This window comes from Saezia sanguinis (assembly GCF_003991585.1).
GTDB classification, from domain to species: Bacteria; Pseudomonadota; Gammaproteobacteria; order Burkholderiales; family Burkholderiaceae_C; genus Saezia; species Saezia sanguinis.
In genome coordinates this window covers 85,616-103,333 of sequence record NZ_PQSP01000001.1, presented here as the reverse complement: position 1 = coordinate 103,333, position 17,718 = coordinate 85,616, and the positions used below count along the sequence as shown (strand labels likewise).

Annotated in this window: 17 protein-coding genes; 4 read left to right on the top strand and 13 right to left on the bottom strand. The window is 53.4% G+C overall.

Annotation, left to right across the window (positions count from 1 at the left end):
• Positions 1-31 precede the first annotated feature (31 nt).
• The 3 genes from folD (at position 32) to CUZ56_RS00440 (ending at position 3,765) form a co-directional block, all read left to right on the top strand.
• Positions 32-892, top strand: coding sequence for a bifunctional methylenetetrahydrofolate dehydrogenase/methenyltetrahydrofolate cyclohydrolase FolD (folD, locus tag CUZ56_RS00450; protein WP_126977165.1), 861 nt, complete (start codon positions 32-34; stop codon positions 890-892).
• 61 nt (positions 893-953) lie between these two features.
• Positions 954-3,053 carry a M3 family metallopeptidase gene (locus tag CUZ56_RS00445; protein ID WP_126977162.1) on the top strand — a complete coding sequence of 700 codons (2,100 nt, stop codon included), beginning with the start codon at positions 954-956 and terminating at the stop codon, positions 3,051-3,053.
• Between the two features lie 31 nt (positions 3,054-3,084).
• On the top strand, positions 3,085-3,765 hold the full coding sequence (locus CUZ56_RS00440; RefSeq protein ID WP_162615207.1) for a glutaredoxin family protein: 681 nt from the start codon (positions 3,085-3,087) through the stop codon (positions 3,763-3,765).
• Positions 3,766-3,854: 89 nt separating this feature from the next.
• Here the strand turns inward: CUZ56_RS00440 and CUZ56_RS00435 are convergent, their stop codons facing one another.
• The 6 genes from CUZ56_RS00435 to CUZ56_RS00410 form a co-directional block, all read right to left on the bottom strand.
• Complete coding sequence (locus CUZ56_RS00435; protein WP_126977158.1) at positions 3,855-4,535, bottom strand: VTT domain-containing protein; 681 nt, start codon at positions 4,533-4,535, stop codon at positions 3,855-3,857.
• 81 nt (positions 4,536-4,616) lie between these two features.
• Positions 4,617-5,150: a DUF2059 domain-containing protein gene (locus tag CUZ56_RS00430; RefSeq protein WP_126977156.1), complete on the bottom strand. Its 534-nt coding sequence runs from the start codon at positions 5,148-5,150 to the stop codon at positions 4,617-4,619.
• 100 nt (positions 5,151-5,250) lie between these two features.
• Positions 5,251-6,576 carry a phosphoglucosamine mutase gene (gene glmM, locus CUZ56_RS00425; protein WP_126977154.1) on the bottom strand — a complete coding sequence of 442 codons (1,326 nt, stop codon included), beginning with the start codon at positions 6,574-6,576 and terminating at the stop codon, positions 5,251-5,253.
• Positions 6,577-6,669: 93 nt separating this feature from the next.
• Positions 6,670-7,503 (bottom strand): dihydropteroate synthase, encoded by an 834-nt coding sequence (folP, locus tag CUZ56_RS00420; RefSeq protein ID WP_126977152.1) that lies wholly within the window; start codon positions 7,501-7,503, stop codon positions 6,670-6,672.
• 154 nt (positions 7,504-7,657) lie between these two features.
• A complete protein-coding gene (gene ftsH, locus CUZ56_RS00415) occupies positions 7,658-9,586 on the bottom strand; it encodes an ATP-dependent zinc metalloprotease FtsH (protein WP_126977150.1) in 1,929 nt (642 codons plus the stop codon).
• A 257-nt stretch (positions 9,587-9,843) separates the two neighbouring features.
• Positions 9,844-10,500 carry an RlmE family RNA methyltransferase gene (locus CUZ56_RS00410; RefSeq protein ID WP_126977148.1) on the bottom strand — a complete coding sequence of 219 codons (657 nt, stop codon included), beginning with the start codon at positions 10,498-10,500 and terminating at the stop codon, positions 9,844-9,846.
• A gap of 168 nt (positions 10,501-10,668) precedes the next feature.
• Between CUZ56_RS00410 and yhbY the strand changes: the two genes are divergently transcribed.
• Positions 10,669-11,136, top strand: a complete 468-nt coding sequence (gene yhbY, locus CUZ56_RS00405; protein ID WP_126977146.1) for a ribosome assembly RNA-binding protein YhbY — start codon at positions 10,669-10,671, stop codon at positions 11,134-11,136.
• Between the two features lie 73 nt (positions 11,137-11,209).
• Here yhbY and def read toward each other — a convergent pair whose 3' ends face one another.
• The 7 genes from def to CUZ56_RS00370 form a co-directional block, all read right to left on the bottom strand.
• Positions 11,210-11,740, bottom strand: coding sequence for a peptide deformylase (gene def / locus CUZ56_RS00400; RefSeq protein WP_126977144.1), 531 nt, complete (start codon positions 11,738-11,740; stop codon positions 11,210-11,212).
• A 21-nt stretch (positions 11,741-11,761) separates the two neighbouring features.
• Complete coding sequence (locus CUZ56_RS00395) at positions 11,762-12,355, bottom strand: hypothetical protein (RefSeq protein ID WP_126977142.1); 594 nt, start codon at positions 12,353-12,355, stop codon at positions 11,762-11,764.
• A 64-nt stretch (positions 12,356-12,419) separates the two neighbouring features.
• Entirely contained in the window at positions 12,420-14,738 is a 2,319-nt protein-coding gene (parC, locus tag CUZ56_RS00390; RefSeq protein WP_126977140.1) for a DNA topoisomerase IV subunit A, read from the bottom strand.
• Between the two features lie 65 nt (positions 14,739-14,803).
• Positions 14,804-15,493 (bottom strand): epoxyqueuosine reductase QueH, encoded by a 690-nt coding sequence (locus tag CUZ56_RS00385; RefSeq protein ID WP_126977138.1) that lies wholly within the window; start codon positions 15,491-15,493, stop codon positions 14,804-14,806.
• Between the two features lie 166 nt (positions 15,494-15,659).
• Positions 15,660-16,067, bottom strand: a complete 408-nt coding sequence (locus CUZ56_RS00380; RefSeq protein ID WP_126977136.1) for a hypothetical protein — start codon at positions 16,065-16,067, stop codon at positions 15,660-15,662.
• 7 nt (positions 16,068-16,074) lie between these two features.
• Positions 16,075-16,593 carry a hypothetical protein gene (locus tag CUZ56_RS00375; protein WP_126977134.1) on the bottom strand — a complete coding sequence of 173 codons (519 nt, stop codon included), beginning with the start codon at positions 16,591-16,593 and terminating at the stop codon, positions 16,075-16,077.
• Between the two features lie 108 nt (positions 16,594-16,701).
• The gene (locus tag CUZ56_RS00370; RefSeq protein WP_162615206.1) at positions 16,702-17,688 is read right to left on the bottom strand and encodes a S49 family peptidase; all 987 of its coding nucleotides are present in this window, start codon (positions 17,686-17,688) and stop codon (positions 16,702-16,704) included.
• Between the last annotated feature and the right edge of the window lie 30 nt (positions 17,689-17,718).

Genomic DNA, 17,718 nt, shown 5'->3' with positions numbered 1-17,718 from the left:
ATTTTTGACAACTTCCATTACGGCACATCACATGACTGCACAAATCATCGACGGAAAAGCATTAGCTCAACAACTGCGCGGGCAAATTACCAGCCAGGCACAACAACTGACCCAGGCCGGCCATCAGCCGGGGCTGGCAGTGATTCTGGTCGGAGACAATCCGGCCTCACAGGTGTACGTGGCCAACAAAGTCAAAGCATGTGAGCAAACAGGTATTCACTCGGTACTGGAGCGCTATCCGCAAACTATTACCGAAACCGAACTGTTGCAACATATCGCGCGGCTGAATGCTGCGGCAGATATTGACGGCATTCTGGTCCAACTGCCCCTACCGAAGCACATTGATGCACACAAGGTCATCGAAGCCATTTCGCCGCAAAAAGACGTCGACGGCTTTCACGTCGCCAGTGCCGGTGCGCTGTTAACGGGGCTGACAGGTTTTCGCCCCTGCACACCGGCTGGCTGCATGGAAATGCTCAAGTCCATCGGCTACCCGATCAAAGGCAAACATGCTGTTGTCATCGGCCGCTCCAACATCGTCGGCAAGCCCATGGCACTGATGCTGCTTGAAAAAAGCGCAACCGTCACCATCTGTCACAGTGCTACGCCGGATTTGTCGCACTTCACCAAAGATGCCGACATCATCGTTGCAGCAGTGGGTAAAGCCAAACTGATCACGGCAGACATGGTCAAACCGGGTGCTGTGGTCATTGATGTGGGGATGAATCGTGATGAAACAGGTAAACTGTGTGGCGATGTGGATTACGACAGCGTCAAGGAGGTTGCCGGCTGGATCACTCCCGTTCCCGGAGGGGTTGGGCCAATGACCATCACCATGCTGCTGGTCAATACGATTGAATCGGCACAGCACCGGCTAAAAGCAAACCAATAAAGGCATATATGCATGGGAACCGCTTGTTTCCCATGCCCATTCAACAAGGAACCGCAACGGTATGAGCGCTTCAGCAGACATTCAAAATTCCCCCCAGAATCCCTTGCTCGATTTTTCCGACCTGCCCCGTTTTGCAGATATCCGGCCTGAGCATGTTGTTCCGGCCATTGATGATCTGTTGCAAAAAGCCCAGGCCGCGTTGGCCCGTGCGGTCAGCGACGATACGCCTGCCACCTGGAATGGCATTTCTCAAGTGCTTGACGTCCATACCGAAAGACTGAGCCGTGCCTGGAGTGCCGTCAGCCATCTCAAAGCCGTCAAAGACACGCCCGAACTGCGCCAGGCTGTCAACAGCGAGCTGCCCAAAATCACCGAATTCTGGACCAGCTTAGGACAGGATGAACGGCTGTTTGCCAAATACAAAGCCATTCGCCAGTCCGATGGTTACACACAGATGAATGCGGCACAAAAACGCGCGCTTGAGCTGGCCTTGAAGGGGTTTGTGCTTTCCGGCGCGGAACTGCAGGGTGAAGCCAAACAGCGCTTTGCCCAGATTCAGGAAGAAATGGCGCAACTGACCCAGCGCTTTTCCGAAAACCTGCTGGATGCAACCGATGCATGGGAAATGTATGTCTCTGAAGATGAACTTCAGGGCGTTCCACCGGACGTGCTGAGTGCCATGCGGCAGGCCGCACAGGACAAAGGCCAGACCGGCCTGCGCCTGAGCCTGCAACCCCCGGTATACATCCCGGTCATGCAGTATGCAGACAACCGGGCCCTGCGCGAAACACTTTACAAAGCCTATGTGACCCGTGCCTCTGACAAAGGCGATACGCGTTATGACAACACCGCGCTGATCAATCAGATTGTTGCATTGCGGCAGGAAGAGGCGCAACTGCTGGGGTATGCCAATTATGGGGAAGTATCCCTGGCCATGAAAATGGCGGAAAGCCCTCAGCAGGTCATCAGCTTCCTGCGTGAACTGGCCTCAAAAGCCCGCCCCTATGCCCAGAAAGACCTGAAAGAATTGCGCGAATTTGCCCATACACAATTGGGCATCGAAGCATTGCAGGCATGGGACAGTGCCTACGCAAGCGAAAAACTCAAGGAAGCACGTTACGCGTTTTCTGAGCAGGAAGTCAAGGCCTACTTCCCGCAGCCCAAAGTCATGGCCGGGTTGTTCCACATTGTTCAAACACTTTTTGATGTCCAGATCACAGAAGACCAAACAGCGGCAGCTCAGCAAACCTGGGACTCGCACGTTCAACTGTACCGGATCGAACGCAATGGCCAGTTGATTGGGCAGTTTTACACTGATCTGGCCGCGCGCCAGGGCAAACGGGGAGGCGCCTGGATGGATGACGTGCGTGGCCGCTGGTTGCGCCCGGACAACGGACAACTGCAAACCCCGGTAGCCCAGTTGGTATGCAACTTCGCCAGTGGCATTGATGGCAAACCGCCCTTGCTGACGCATGATGACGTCATCACCACGTTTCACGAATTCGGCCATGGACTGCATCACATGCTGACGCAAATCAATGAACTGGACGTATCCGGAATCTCCGGCGTCGAGTGGGATGCAGTCGAACTGCCCAGTCAGTTCATGGAAAACTTCTGCTGGGAATGGGACGTGCTCAAACACATTACTGCCCATGTCGATACCGGGGAAGCCCTGCCGCGGGCACTTTATGAAAAAATGCTGGCGGCCAAAAATTTCCAAAGCGGCATGCAAACGGTACGCCAAATCGAGTTTTCATTGTTTGATATGCTGCTGCACGCCAGCTACGACCCTGCGACCCAGACTGTGCAGCAACTGCTCGACGAAGTCAGACAGGAAGTGGCCGTCATGATTCCGCCTGGGTACAACCGCTTTCAAAACAGCTTCTCGCATATCTTCGCAGGAGGCTACGCAGCCGGCTATTACAGCTACAAATGGGCTGAAGTTCTCTCTGCGGATGCCTATGCCGCTTTTGAAGAACAGGCCCAAAAGAACGGGCAGATCGTTGATCCGCAGACCGGATTACGCTACCGCCGCGAGATTCTAGAACAAGGCGGTTCCCGCCCGGCAATGGCGTCATTTAAAGCGTTCCGGGGACGCGAACCCAGCATAAATGCGCTACTGCGCCATCAGGGAATGGTCGATTCGGAAATTTCGTATTAAAATCAAAGTATTTGTCACTCACGAGAGCATTATGATTTACCAACGTCCGTTACTCTCATACCTGCTTGCTGGCAGTTTGCTCGCAGGTCTTTGCATTGGCGCACAGGCGCAAGGCCTTTACCGGTCGGTCGCTCCGGATGGCACAGTCACCTATTCAGATACGCCACCGGCACAAGCCAGGAATGTGCAGCCGGTAAACGCCTCTACCGGAGAGCCTTCGCCTGCAGCCTTACCCACTCAGGTGGATGTTGCCGCACTGCCGGCAGATGTGCGCCAGGCCTTTTCAACCTATCCGCTCACCTTGTATACCACAAATAACTGCGCTCCCTGCAATGACGGGCGGACTTTGCTGCAAAACCGCGGCCTGCCTTATGTAGAAATGACTGTCAATACAACCAAAGACATGCAGGCATTTCAGCAAAAAACAGGCACAAATAACGGCGGCTTTCCAGCCCTGACGGTTGGCAATAAAACACTGAGCAACTTCAACTCGGCCGAATGGGACAATTACCTGAACGCGGCAGGATACCCTGCCACATCGCGCTTACCGGCCTCCTATCAGAACCCGGCGCCGCAGCCGATGACTGAGCCAGACGATGAAGCAGCGACGCCACAAGCGCCGCTGATCATTCAGCCGATCAGGCCTGACCCGGCATCAGGCAATCAGCCCCGACTGGATCCGAATGATCCCAGATCCCAGATCCGCTTTTAAACGGACCTGAAAAGCTGACATCATGTAAAAAACCGGGCAATGCCCGGTTTTTTCATGTCCCAAACGCATAAGCATAAGGCCGCAAAAACTCACGAAGACGTCGGTGCATCATGCTTGTGCCGCCCGGCACGCCACCCGCCAATAAGCGCGATCAAACCAGGGATGATAATCAACGCCCAGATCACTTTTTCAAAATGACGCTGTATCATCTCGTGCCCGCCAAACCAATACCCGATGGAGGTCACGCCAACAACCCAGATCATGGCGCCAATCAGGTTAAAAAACACAAAGCGGCTGCGCGTCATGTGCGCAACGCCTGCGACAAACGGCACAAAAGTCCGTATAAACGGCATAAAACGCGCCACAATCACGGTGATGCCGCCATGCTTTTCATAAAACCGGTGTGCTGCATCAAATGCTTTTCTATTGAAAAACCGGGAGTTTTCCCATTTGAACACCCTGGGGCCCAGCCAGTGCCCGATCGTGTAATTACACTGGTCACCTAAAAACGCTGCCGTAAACATCAGCCCCATTGCCAAAGGCAAGTCGATCATACCGGCCCCGGCCATTGCCCCGACGACAAACAACAAAGAGTCGCCCGGCAAAAAAGGCATAACCACGACACCGGTTTCAACAAAAATAATCAAAAACAGCAGGGCATAAACCCAGTTGCCATACTGCGAAACAAACGCGTACAAATGCTCGTCAATATGCAAAACAAAATCCAGCAGAAAACTGAATGATGCAACGACAATATCCCAAATTTCCATAAATCAATTCCAACGGTAACCAGCAGCTACAGCCGGTTACCTATTTCATGCACATCTGTTCAGCATATACAAAACAGGATATTACTGGGCACTTTCCATTGCCTGCATGGCCGAAGACTGAATACGCTGCAGCTCCGGAATCATTTCCATCATCTGCTCCTGCATCACCTGGGTTGTCAGGCTGGTGAGCTGTGGTATTTTCTGCGCAACAGACTGTCCGGTTGGTGATGAGTAAAACGCAATCAGCGCATCCACTTCTTCTTGCGTATACACCTGCTGATAGATACTGAGCATCACAGGCTCCAACCGTTCCCAACTGGTGTACTTGCCAATCAGCGCCGCAAGATCATTGACCATCTGATCCAATATCGCACGCTGTTTGTTGTTGAGCTGCGGTGAAATCACCTGCAACTGCTGGGTCAGTTGCGTCAGCATGTCTTTTTGCATGTCCTGAGAATTTGCCAGTGCGCCCTGTGCATTGGACACCTGCAACAACTGCCTAATTGATGCGTCGCTTGGCGTCTGTGTTTGTGTTTGTGTCTGCGCCTGCACATTCAAACACAGCAATGCCACAAACAACGGCAGTATCCAACGATACCATTTTTTCATTTTCATCTCCGATTCATTATCAATTGAGTGTGTTACAACACCTTGTATCCATACACGGGCCAGTGAAACACTGGCGCTGATGCCAAACACATTTTTCTGCACTTCCCTACAATGCGCCAGCCAGTTTTTCAGCCATTTGCTGTGCCTGCTTCTGGTCACGGGCTTCCACCATGATACGCAGCAACGGCTCGGTTCCGCTGGCCCGTATCAAAATGCGTCCATCATCTCCAAGCTGCCTGATCACTTCATCCTGAGCCTTGCGGAAACTGGCGCTTGACTCCCATTTCATTTCGGGCGTCAACCGCACATTGATCAGCACCTGCGGAAACAATGACACATCATGCAGCAGATCGGCAAGCGTTTTGCCTTGTCTTATGCAGGTCTGCAACACCTGCAAGGCAGAAATCAAACCATCGCCTGTGGAGTGCTTGTCGAGAATCAACAAATGGCCAGACCCCTCTCCACCCAGGCGCCAGCCACGTGCCTGCAATTCCTCCAGCACATAACGGTCGCCGACTTTCGCACGCGCGAGCACCACGTTCTTCTCTTTCAACGCCAGCTCTATGGCCATATTGGTCATCAGCGTACCGACAACACCCGGTAAAGATTCACCCTGTTGCAGGCGATCCAGGGCCAAAGCATACAAAAGCTGATCGCCGTTATACGGCTTGCCATCGGCATCCACGCACATCAAGCGGTCACCATCACCGTCCAGCGCAATTCCAATATCGGCTTTATGCGCTTTAACAGCCTCTGTCAGTGCTTGCAGGTGCGTCGCACCTACACCTTCATTGATATTGAATCCGTCCGGCGCCACACCAATGGAAACCACCTCTGCACCCAGCTCATGAAACACTTTGGGCGCAATGTGATATGCCGCACCATTGGCTGCATCCACCACAATACGCATCCCTTTGAGCGTTAAATCATGCGAAAACGTATTCTTGCAAAATTCAATGTAGCGCCCTGCGGCATCATCCAGCCGCCTGGCCCGCCCCAGGTGGGCAGAATCCACCCACTGCGGCGTTTGCTCTAGCATCGCTTCAACATCAAGTTCCCACTGGTCCGGCAATTTACGACCCTCGGCAGAGAAAAACTTGATGCCATTATCATGAAACGGATTATGCGATGCGCTGATCACAATTCCCAGGCTCGCCCGCAAAGCACGCGTCAGGTATGCAACGCCAGGCGTTGGCAAAGGTCCCAGCAGAACAACGTCAACCCCGGCTGAATTAAAGCCTGACTCCAAAGCACTTTCCAGCATATAGCCTGAAATGCGCGTGTCCTTGCCGATCACCACCACGGGGCGGGTCTCCTTGCGGCGTAAAACGCACCCTACAGCATACGCCAGCCTTAATACAAAATCAGGCGTGATGGGCGCTTGCCCGACTGTTCCCCGAATACCATCTGTTCCGAAATATTGTCTTTTCATGATTGTTATGCCAAATCCGGCATCGCTACATCCAGTGTCGTTATCATTTTATCCAACTGCGGCTCAAACAGCTCACAATCACACCACACGCGATTATCCGCCATGCGTCACAGCACAACAGACCTTGATTGCATCCACGGTCGCGGCCACATCGTGCACCCGCACAATACGTGCGCCCTGAGCCACCGCCAATGTTGCCACCGCAATGCTGGCAGCGGTACGCTGCGTCACATCGCGCCCGGTCACAGCCCCCAGCGATGATTTTCTGGACCAGCCGGCCAGCAGCGGAAAGCCCAATGCCAGAATGTCCTGTTGATGCGTCAACAACGCAAAATTCTGTTCCACCGTTTTACCAAAACCAATACCGTAGTCCAGCACAATGCGCTCATAGCTGATGCCCTGTTGCATCAAAGAGCAGGCCCGTTCAAACAGAAACTGACTCACCACTGGAACCACATCACCAGCCATCGGCGTCAGCTGCATGGTCTGCGGCTCTCCATGCATATGCATGACACATACCCCGCAGTTGGGATGCGCAGCCACCACAGCCTCTGCACCTGGCATGCGCAGGCCCCAGATATCGTTGATGATATCGGCCCCCGCATTCAGCACCGCCTGCATCACTTCCGGTTTGTAGGTATCCACAGAAACCGGCACTCCTAATTTAACCGCCTCCTGTACAACCGGCATCACGCGTGCCAGTTCATCTTCGAGCGATACCGCAGCAATCCCCGGACGGGTCGACTCGCCGCCAATATCCAGAATATCCGCACCCTCTTTCAGCAATTGCTCCGCGTGCTTTAATGCGCTGACCGGCGTGGCATGCGTTCCGCCATCAGAAAAAGAATCAGGGGTGACATTGACAATGCCCATCACCTGCGGGCGGGTCAAATCCAGTTTAAAACGGGATGTTTGCCATATGGCCATTCAACAGCTACCTTTCATCTGTCATTGTGAGCAGCACCTTGCTGCATCTGCCGCTATTCAATCTGCTGCAAGCAGTGAGCGGCAAAAAGGGTATAAGTGCGCACTTATACCCTTTTTGATTGTTACTGCTTAAAAAGTCCTGACATTTCCTGTATCAGGTTGCCTGAGGTGCATCATCGGGCTTTTGCTCCGGTTTTGCGGGCTCTTCTCCTACAACGGAAGCCGCTCCACCATCCTGGGGTGGCTGCTTCTTGGAAATTTCCTTGAATGCTTCGCCGGTGCCTGGAGGACGCGGAGGCTTACCTGCCATGATGTCATCCAGCTGGTCGGAATCAATGGTCTCCCATTCCAGCAGGGCTTTTGCCATGGCGTGCATCTTATCCTTATTGTCCTCAATCAGACTGCGCCCCACAGCATAACGCTCATCAATGATTTTGCGAACCTCTTCGTCAACCTTCTGCATCGTCACTTCAGACACATTGTTGGTTTTAGCCACCGAGCGGCCAAACGAAAAATCATTGCTGTCGTCTTCGGCATAAACCATCGGCCCCAGCGCATCAGACATCCCAAACCGGGTCACCATGTTACGGGCCAGTTGAGTTGCACGCTCAAAGTCGTTGGCAGCGCCGGTGGTCATCTGGTTCATGAACACCTCTTCAGCAATACGGCCACCAAACAGCATGCTGATCTGGTCCAGAATATATTCACGGTCATAACTGTAGCGGTCACGTTCGGGCAGGCTCATGGTCACGCCCAACGCCCGGCCACGCGGAATAATGGTCACTTTATGCACCGGATCACACTTGGGCAACAAACGCCCGATCAGCGCATGGCCGGCTTCATGGTAAGCCGTATTGCGGCGCTCGTCTTCGGGCATGATGGCGCTCTTGCGCTCCGGCCCCATGGTGATCTTGTCGCGCGCTTTTTCAAAGTCCTGCATATCCACAGTACGCGCATTGCGGCGAGCGGCCATCAAGGCTGCCTCATTGACCAGATTGGCCAGATCAGCGCCGGAAAACCCAGGCGTACCACGTGCCAGAATATCGGCCCGCACATTTTTTGCCGGTACCTTGCGCATATGCACATTCAAAATCTGCTCGCGCCCGCGCACATCGGGCAGTGTCACATACACCTGGCGGTCAAAACGACCCGGACGCAGCAAGGCCTGGTCCAGAATGTCGGGACGGTTGGTCGCCGCAATCACAATCACACCCTGGTTGGTTTCAAAGCCGTCCATCTCCACCAGCAACTGGTTCAGTGTCTGCTCACGCTCGTCATTGCCCCCGCCCATGCCAGCACCACGCTGACGGCCGACAGCATCAATTTCGTCAATGAAAATAATACAGGGCGCATTCTTTTTGGCCTGTTCAAACATATCGCGTACACGCGACGCACCCACGCCCACAAACATTTCCACGAAGTCAGAACCGGAGATGCTGAAAAACGGCACCCGCGCTTCACCGGCAATGGCCTTGGCCAAAAGCGTTTTCCCGGTTCCGGGTGGCCCAACCAGCATCACGCCACGCGGAATACGTCCGCCAAGCCGCTGGAATTTCTGCGGGTCACGCAAAAACTCAACCAGCTCATGCACTTCCTCTTTGGCCTCATCGCAACCGGCCACATCGGCAAACGTCACCTGGTTGGCTGACTCATCCAGCATCTTGGCCCGGCTTTTCCCGAAACTGAAGGCTCCGCCCTTGCCGCCACCCTGCATTTGCCGCATAAAGTAGAAAAACAACCCCAGCAACAGCAGCAACGGCCCCCAGGTCACAAACAGGGTCACCAGCAGGCTTTGCTGCTCAGGCGGCTTACCAACCACCTGCACGTTGTATTTCAGCAGGTCGCTTACCATCCACAAATCGCTGGGTGATACGATGTTGTAAGCCTGCCCGTCCTTTGGCGTTACAGTCAGGTTATTACCCTGAATTTCAACACGGTTGACCTTGCCATCCCGAACGTCCTGCATAAACTGGGAATAGGTCACATTGGGCGAAGTCGGGCGCTCAAACTGCTTGAATGCTGTAAACAGCACCATCGCAATCACCAGCCAGATCGCAACTTTAGAAAACCATTGATTGTTCAAAAGAGAACTCCTCAACGCGGTACAACCGCAAACAATGCCAAGAACGGATGTGCAGACAGCTCAAAAGCCCAAAGACTTTGCCTCTATATGGAGACAGCCCTATGCAATACAAGAGCTTTCACCACAGAACACAGATTTTATTTTTCTATTCACTGCATATGCACTTTAACGGGGACATTTTACTAGTTATTGCAAATACCCGTTTTAAACCGTGTATTCCAAAACCTGATCACATGTAACAATCTGTTTCAACCATTTCAGGCCGTTGCTTTCAGCTTCAGCCCGACCAGAAACGTTTCGGCCGATTTATCCCGGGATGCCTTGGGTTTACACGGCTTCACCACCTTGAAATGCTGTTTAAACAACTCCACCAGCTGGCTATAACCACTGCCATGGAACACCTTGCATACCAGTGCCCCTTCCGGCTTCAGGTGGTTGACCGCAAAATCAACCGCAAGTTCCACCAGATGCGATATCCGGGCCGAATCGGCGGACGCAATACCCGAAAGGTTGGGCGCCATATCGGAAACCACCACATCCACCGGTCGGCCATTCACCACTTTTTGCAGTTCTTCTAAAACGGCATCCTCCCGGATATCGCCCTGAATAAACGTCACATCGGCAACCGGCTCAAAATCCAGAATATCCAGGGCAATGATGCTGCCCTGAAGCCCCCCGTGCTCACCCCCGGTCAGCTTGCGGCGCACATACTGGCTCCACGCCCCCGGGGTAGCTCCCAAGTCCACCACCAGTTGCCCAGGGCGGATCAGGTGAAATGTTTCATCAATTTCCTTGAGCTTATAGGCAGCACGTGCGCGGTAGCCTTCCTTTTGGGCAAGCTTGACATACGGATCAGTGATATGATCGTGCAACCACGCTTTATTGACTTTCTTGCTCTTTGTTTTAACTTTCATGGTGCAAATCCATCACAATTGGCAGTACAGTATATTTGCAAAGCCGGTCATGAACACCATGAACCTGCTTTGAACATAGAATAATAAACACGCGTGCATCTTAGCAAAAACAGCATCCCAAACTGATACCGTATTGATTTAACCCAAAATATCGAATAGCACATTTCCATGACCGCATTGACATTATCCACCGCACAACGCAAAGAACTCCGTGCCCAGGCACACCACCTTGACCCCGTCGTCATGATCGGCAGTGACGGCCTGACCGCAGGCGTCAGCAAAGAAACCAATGCGGCTTTGAATGCCCACGGCCTGATCAAAATCCGTGTCCTCGGCGATGACCGGCAGGAACGCGAACAGATCGCAGTAAAACTCTGCGACCAACTCGACGCGGGGCTGGTGCAGCACATCGGCAAGCTTCTGGTACTGTTTCGCCCCCTGCCCGAAAAAGAACATGCCCTTGCCCCTGACCGCAAGCCGGGCCCGCACATGGCAAAAGTCGTCAAACCCTCCCGCAGCGGCAACCATCGCCCTACCGTGAAAAAACTCAAAATACTGGGCAACCAGCGTGTAACAGCAGGCGGCACGGTCAAACGGAAGCGGACTGCCCAGCGCAGCGCTAAAAAAAGCACCTGAGCGTCCTCTGAAAAAAGTCATAACCCCGCTTGAAAACAGGGCGTGTTAACACGCCCTCATTGTTTAGCACAGCTCAATCAGCTTCATCCAGCCCGGGAAACAGCACATCGGTAAAACCGAATTGTGTCATATCCTTGATGCGGGTCGGATACAACCTGCCAATCAGATGATCGCACTCATGCTGCACTACCCGCGCATGAAAGTCATGCGCTTCACGCTCAATCGGCTGGCCCTGCGGATCAACGCCCTGGTAGCGGATATGCTGATAGCGCGGCACCAGGCCACGCAGGCCGGGCACGGAAAGACACCCTTCCCAGCCATCTTCCATCTCATCGGATAAAGGCGTAATCACCGGGTTCAGCAAAATCGTTCTCGGTACAGACGGTGCATCGGGATAGCGTTCACTCTCATCAAACCCAAACACCACCACCTGCAGGTTCACGCCAATCTGCGGCGCGGCAATCCCCACACCATCAGTTGCTTCCATGGTATCGAACAGATCGACAATCAGTGCCTTCAGTTCAGGCGTATCAAACACCTGCACCGGCTGCGCCACACGCAGCAAGCGGGCATCTCCCATTTTGAGCACATCACGTACAGCCATGATCTACCTTTACCTTTTCATCTATTCCAATGTTGCAGCCGCTTCAGCCATCGCTCTGGACGAAACGATCAGATAGCCTTTTTCAAGCTCGCTATATTCCCCGGTGAATAAAATTTCATCACCATCATTGAACAGCCACTTGGCATTCAAGGAACCTGTTGACCTGAACCAGTCGCCATCCCCCTCTTGGGTGTAATGACGCTCCGCTGGCTGGCCAAACAGCGTTACCAGCATGGCAAATGCATCTTCCTGCTCTTGCAGCCCGCCATATAAATCAAACTCCAGATGAATCAGGCGGTCATTTCCATCTAACCGCGCACTGATCACACGTTCAAGCGGCAGGTCCGGCTTCTCGTGCTCAGAAAACGCAATCCATGCATTATCAACCACCAAAGCACCGTACTCACTCTGGTTGCCATGGCGGCTGATACACGTCTCATCAACCTTTTCCAATTGCGAGCGAAGGTCAATGCCCGCCGCCCCATCGAATAAAGGGCAGGCAGGCAAATCAACAGGCTGATTCAACGATAAACCAAACAAGGTCACCGGCTCTGCACGCAGCGAAATGCTGAAAGCCAGACTCGCACAAACCATCCAGAATTTTTTCATATTCATGTTTTATTTCACTAAAAAATAAACACCCATTTCACAGCCGCCAAATCAGCGCTACACCCGCATGTCACTCCACCCGTTCAATGCCGCTGGGGTTAAATCCCAGGTCCGCCTTGCGCCCTCTGCGGGCACGCACACCTTTGGCATTGTTCAGCGAGCGGATTTCCAGCACCTCTTCGCGTGCCTTGCCACCCCGGCCCTCACCCCAGATCCGCACCGAGCGCGTATAGGCACAGGCACCAATCAGTTGTTCCTTCTTATCCAGGCTCATCAGCATCAGCCCACGGCCACCAGAGGCCTGGTGTTTCAACTCAGCCAGTTCAAACGTCAGAATATGCCGGTTGTTGGCAATGCACGCCACAGACTCTGCGCCATCAGCCAAAGAGGGTCTGCACACCGTCTCATCCTTGCTGATGCTGATGAACGCCTTACCGGCTTTCTGGCGTGAAGTCATGTCGCTGATCTGCGCCAGAAAACCGTAGCCGCCAGAGCCGCTGAGCAGCAGCATGACCTGCTGCGCCCCGGCCCAGAAATAAGGCACATCGGTACCAGCCTCCAGGTCAATGAAGCTGATAAACGGCGCACCATCACCACGGGCACCTGGCAGACTGGCAACCGGCACGCTGTAGACACGGCCATTGGAGCCAAACCCCAGCAAGGTATCGACAGTGCGGCACTCAAATGTGCCGTACAGCCCATCGCCTGATTTGAATGCAAAGCTTTGCGCGTCATGCCCGTGCCCGGTACGCACCTGCACCCAGCCTTTCTGGCTAACCACCACCGTGACCGGTTCATCAACAATTTTAACTTCCAGTGCCGCCTTCTTTTCCTCTTGTATCAGTGTGCGGCGCTCATCACCAAATAGCTTGGCATCGGCCTCAATTTCTTTGATGATGAGTTTTTTCAGGGCGGACGGATTATCCAGCACATGTTGCAGGCTGTCCTGCTCCTTGCGCAGACTGGTAAGCTCCTGCTCGATCTTGATCGCTTCCAGACGCGCCAACTGCCGCAGGCGAATTTCCAGAATGTCTTCGGCCTGCCGCTCTGTCAGTCGGAATTTTTCCATCAATGCAGACTTGGGTTCATCTGAATTGCGGATGATATGAATCACCTCGTCAATGTTCAGCAGCACCAGTTGCCGCCCTTCCAGAATATGGATGCGGTCCAGCACTTTGGACAGGCGATGCTCACTGCGCCGGCGCACCGTATGCTGCCGGAATGTGATCCACTCCTGCAGCATCTGGCGCAGTGACTTCTGCACCGGTTTGCCATCCAGCCCCACCGAAGTCATGTTAATGGAGGCCGAAGTTTCCAATGACGTCTGGGCCAGCAAGGTATTGATCAGTTCTTCCTGTGGAATGCGCGAAGACTTCGGCTCGAACACAATGCGCACTGCGGCATCTTTACTTGACTCATCACGTAAACCGTCCAGCACCGAAAGCATCGTCGCCTTCAACTGCTGCTGCTCCTGCGTCAATGCCTTTTTGCCGGTTTTGACCTTGGGGTTGGTAATATCCTCAATTTCTTCAAGCACTTTTTGCGTGCTGACACCCGGCGGCAACTCCGTCACCACCAGTTGCCACTGCCCGCGCGCCAGATCTTCAATGACCCAGCGGGCCCGCACTTTCAGGCTGCCACGGCCTGTGGCATAGGCTGAGCGGATATCGTCCAGCGCAGAAATAATCTGCCCGCCACCCGGAAAATCAGGGCCCGGCAACAGTTCAAACAACTCGTCATCAGTGAGCCTGGGCTGCTTGAGCAATGCAATACAGCTTTGTGCCACCTCGCGCAGATTGTGGCTGGGAATTTCTGTCGCCAGCCCCACGGCAATGCCACTGGCACCGTTAAGCAATGCAAATGGCAGCCGGGCCGGCAAATGGCGCGGCTCCTGCGTTGAGCCATCGTAGTTGGGAATAAAATCCACCGTTCCCTGGTCTATTTCGTCCAGCAGCAGCCGTGCAATTGGCGCCAGGCGCGCTTCGGTATAACGCATCGCAGCAGCGCCATCGCCATCGCGGCTGCCAAAGTTGCCCTGCCCGTCAACCAGCGGATAGCGCTGTGAAAAATCCTGTGCCATACGCACCAGCGCATCGTATGCCGCCTGGTCGCCATGCGGGTGAAACCGCCCCAGCACATCACCAACCACACGGGCGCTTTTAACCGCCCTGGGCGCCGGACCGGTGGCGCTGTAAGAAAGCCCCATGCGGTCCATGGCGTACAGAATACGGCGCTGCACCGGCTTCTGCCCGTCGGCCACATCCGGCAGCGCACGCCCCTTCACCACCGACAGCGCATACTCCAGATACGCCTGCTGCGCATACTGCCCCAGTGTCAGCTCATTAAACTCACTGTGCTCGTTCAGTGGTGTATCTACAATCTGATCCATTATTATGACAACCTGTTTTTTTATTCAAATGACGAAACGCTATATTGTTACAGAATCTGACCAGATTATTGACTTTCCACATGTACCGGCTCGTCAATGCCATAAAACTTTTCACCAATATGGATAGGCTCCCGGCCATGCTCACGCCGCCACTGGTTGGCATCGCGCAACGAATAAACGCATCCGCAATACTCCTGCTGATAAAACTGCTCACGCTTGCTGATCTGCACCATGCGCTGCGAGCCACCCTTCTTGCGCCAGTTATAGTCCCAGTAAACCAGGCCAGGGTAGTGGCTGGCTGCACGCATGCCGCTGCCATTAACCTGCTGCATGTCTTTCCAGCGTGAAATCCCCAGCGATGTTGCAAATATGCTAAACCCGTTTTCATGCGCATAAAGCGCAGTGCGTTCAAACCGCATATCAAAGCACATGGTGCAGCGAATGCCGCGTTCGGGCTCGTGCTCCATGCCTTTGGCACGCTCAAACCAGTTATCCTTATCGTAATCGGCGTCGACAAAAGGTACCTGGTATTTTTCGGCAAACCGGATGTTTTCCTCTTTGCGGATCAGGTACTCACGCTGCGGGTGGATATTCGGGTTGTAAAAGAAAATGGTGTAATCGATGCCCGACACCGACAACGCCTCCATGATCTCTCCTGAGCATGGGGCACAGCATGAATGCAGCAGCAGCTTGTCATGCCCTGCCGGCAGCTCGAGTTTTTCGCGGACACCAGAAAAATCAGTTGTCGGTTCCATGGTTTCTATCCACTCTATTTAAACACGCACATACATATCCAAAGGAAGGCAAAACGCCCTCCCATCAAAACTGAACCCTATTTTAGCCGCTACGCCATAGCCCCATTGCCGGCAGACCGTTACGCATGCCATCAGGCAATACATCCGCCCGTACCGTACTCACCGTTCAAGTGTAGGTTTTCATCGCGGTCAGAAAACACAGGCTGCTGCCATCGAAGTAGAGTTTTACACCACTTTGCAACGCCAGTACCTTCTGCCCGTGGTATTCTCTTTCACTGAAAAACAGGCCCATTTCATCAAGCATTTGCTTAAACGCACTGCAGGTGGTTGTTGCATCGATGGTATATTGCCCGATCTGCAGTTTTTCCATATTGGCTATTTCAAACTGCACAGAATAAAGTACGCCACCCCAGAATAAAATTTCGATCCCTTGAAAAAACACACCATAAGATTTTTCTGCCGCATCAATCCAATGGACCGTTGCGCCCGGTAACGTACTTTGAATTTGCCCAATGGCAATATTCAGATCAACCCCCACGCTGCCACTTTTTACAAAATCCTCAAATGACATCATGAAGGGATCACCAGCCCGTGACTTCCGGCGAGATCATTCTGCCCGCGCAGTAATCATCCATATCGGCCAGTGTCTGCCGGATCACTTCGCGTGACGCCGGTTTTTCAATATCTTCATACAAAAAATCAAGCGTAACCGGCTGTGCAGGCACAAAATAAGCTTGCAACAGCTGCACAAGGTTCCACTGTCCTGATGCTCCCGAAGCATCGGCGTAACGCTTTTGCTGCAACTCCGGCGCGGACAATGCAGACATATCATTTAAGGCGCGGCAGATTTCCTGACGCTGCCCATCAGTCTCCGAGCGAATATTCACGTCCCAGAAAAAAGCAACCACCACGTTGGACGGCGTAGACAAATCTCTTGTTGCAGGCGGCTCATATGCATAGGTCATGGTTTCCGTTTGGGCTGCAGGTGCTGTCTGCACCTGTGTCTGGTCGTCACGCCCCCATCCCAGCCATGAACACCCGGCCAGCATATTCGCCAGGCAAAGCAAAATGAAAACCCTGCCATATTTCAACATGACCATATTTGTTTTCCAATATCAATGTGTTTGCGAATCGAGGTAGGCCTGCAAATGGTCACTGTCCGGAAGCTGCAACACCTGCCTCTTGCTCATTCAGATCGCTTTGGGTGTTCAGTTGATCTGCATGGTACTGTCAGTCACCGCATCCACAGCAACATCGCCAATCCCTGCGCCAAACTGACGTGCCAGACGTTCAGCCACACTGGGGCGGGACGTATAGTCCACCAGATTCTCCGCGCCGACTATATCCCGTGCCACCTGATCCACAGTGCCTAACCCGTCTGCCAGCCCCCGGTCCACCGACACCTGTCCAATCCAGAACAGACCTGAAAACGTGTCATCATCGATCTTGAGCCTGTCGCCCCGGCCTTCCTTGACCGCATTGATAAATTGTTCATGCACCTGGTTGAGCATGTTCTCGACAAACACTTTTTCGTCGGGCTTCATCGGAGAAAACGGGTCCATGATGCCTTTATGCCCGCCGGAGGTTATCAGGCGGCGCTCAACCCCGAGCTTGTCCATCAAATCCACAAAACCAAATTGATTGGTCAGCACACCGATGGAGCCCACAATGGAAGAACGGCTGACATATATTTTGTCCGTTGCCGCAGCAATGTAGTACGCCGCTGAGGCCCCCGCGTCTTCAATCACGGCATAAACCGGCTTGTTATACTGCGCACGCAAACGCCTGATTTCGTCATACACCATTTCAGCCTGAACCGGACTGCCGCCAGGCGAATTGATGCGCAACACCACCGCCTGCGACATCTTGTTTTCAAACGCAGCCCGCAACGAACGGTTAAGTGCTTTGGCACTGGCCTGGGAATCCGCGGCAATTGCCCCGGTCACATCGACCACAGCGGTATGACTTTCGGAACTGCCCACACTGGAAGAGCCACGGCCAACCACCATCAGCATCACAACATAAGCAAGCAGCAGAAAAGTCCAGAAAAACCGGAAAAATATCTTCCAGCGCCTGGCAGCACGCTGCTCCCGCACAGTTGCCAGCAGCATGTTCTGTAGCAAATCCTTTTCCCACGGCACAGGCGTGCTCCCCGTGGAAGAAGCCTGCGAACTTGTATGGCCTGAATCATTCATTGACATATCTCTTTATGGCGTTTTTAAACA

Coding starts and splice junctions, on each gene's coding strand:
- CUZ56_RS00370 (WP_162615206.1), bottom strand. CDS start 17,688: ATGAATGATTCAGGCCATACAAGTTCGCAGGCTTCTTCCACGGGGAGC.
- CUZ56_RS00375 (WP_126977134.1), bottom strand. CDS start 16,593: ATGGTCATGTTGAAATATGGCAGGGTTTTCATTTTGCTTTGCCTGGCG.
- parC (WP_126977140.1), bottom strand. CDS start 14,738: ATGGATCAGATTGTAGATACACCACTGAACGAGCACAGTGAGTTTAAT.
- CUZ56_RS00435 (WP_126977158.1), bottom strand. CDS start 4,535: ATGGAAATTTGGGATATTGTCGTTGCATCATTCAGTTTTCTGCTGGAT.
- CUZ56_RS00410 (WP_126977148.1), bottom strand. CDS start 10,500: ATGAAAGTTAAAACAAAGAGCAAGAAAGTCAATAAAGCGTGGTTGCAC.
- def (WP_126977144.1), bottom strand. CDS start 11,740: ATGGCTGTACGTGATGTGCTCAAAATGGGAGATGCCCGCTTGCTGCGT.
- folP (WP_126977152.1), bottom strand. CDS start 7,503: ATGGCCATATGGCAAACATCCCGTTTTAAACTGGATTTGACCCGCCCG.
- folD (WP_126977165.1), top strand. CDS start 32: ATGACTGCACAAATCATCGACGGAAAAGCATTAGCTCAACAACTGCGC.
- glmM (WP_126977154.1), bottom strand. CDS start 6,576: ATGAAAAGACAATATTTCGGAACAGATGGTATTCGGGGAACAGTCGGG.
- CUZ56_RS00380 (WP_126977136.1), bottom strand. CDS start 16,067: ATGATGTCATTTGAGGATTTTGTAAAAAGTGGCAGCGTGGGGGTTGAT.
- CUZ56_RS00430 (WP_126977156.1), bottom strand. CDS start 5,150: ATGAAAATGAAAAAATGGTATCGTTGGATACTGCCGTTGTTTGTGGCA.
- CUZ56_RS00440 (WP_162615207.1), top strand. CDS start 3,085: ATGATTTACCAACGTCCGTTACTCTCATACCTGCTTGCTGGCAGTTTG.
- yhbY (WP_126977146.1), top strand. CDS start 10,669: ATGACCGCATTGACATTATCCACCGCACAACGCAAAGAACTCCGTGCC.
- CUZ56_RS00395 (WP_126977142.1), bottom strand. CDS start 12,355: ATGAATATGAAAAAATTCTGGATGGTTTGTGCGAGTCTGGCTTTCAGC.
- CUZ56_RS00385 (WP_126977138.1), bottom strand. CDS start 15,493: ATGGAACCGACAACTGATTTTTCTGGTGTCCGCGAAAAACTCGAGCTG.
- CUZ56_RS00445 (WP_126977162.1), top strand. CDS start 954: ATGAGCGCTTCAGCAGACATTCAAAATTCCCCCCAGAATCCCTTGCTC.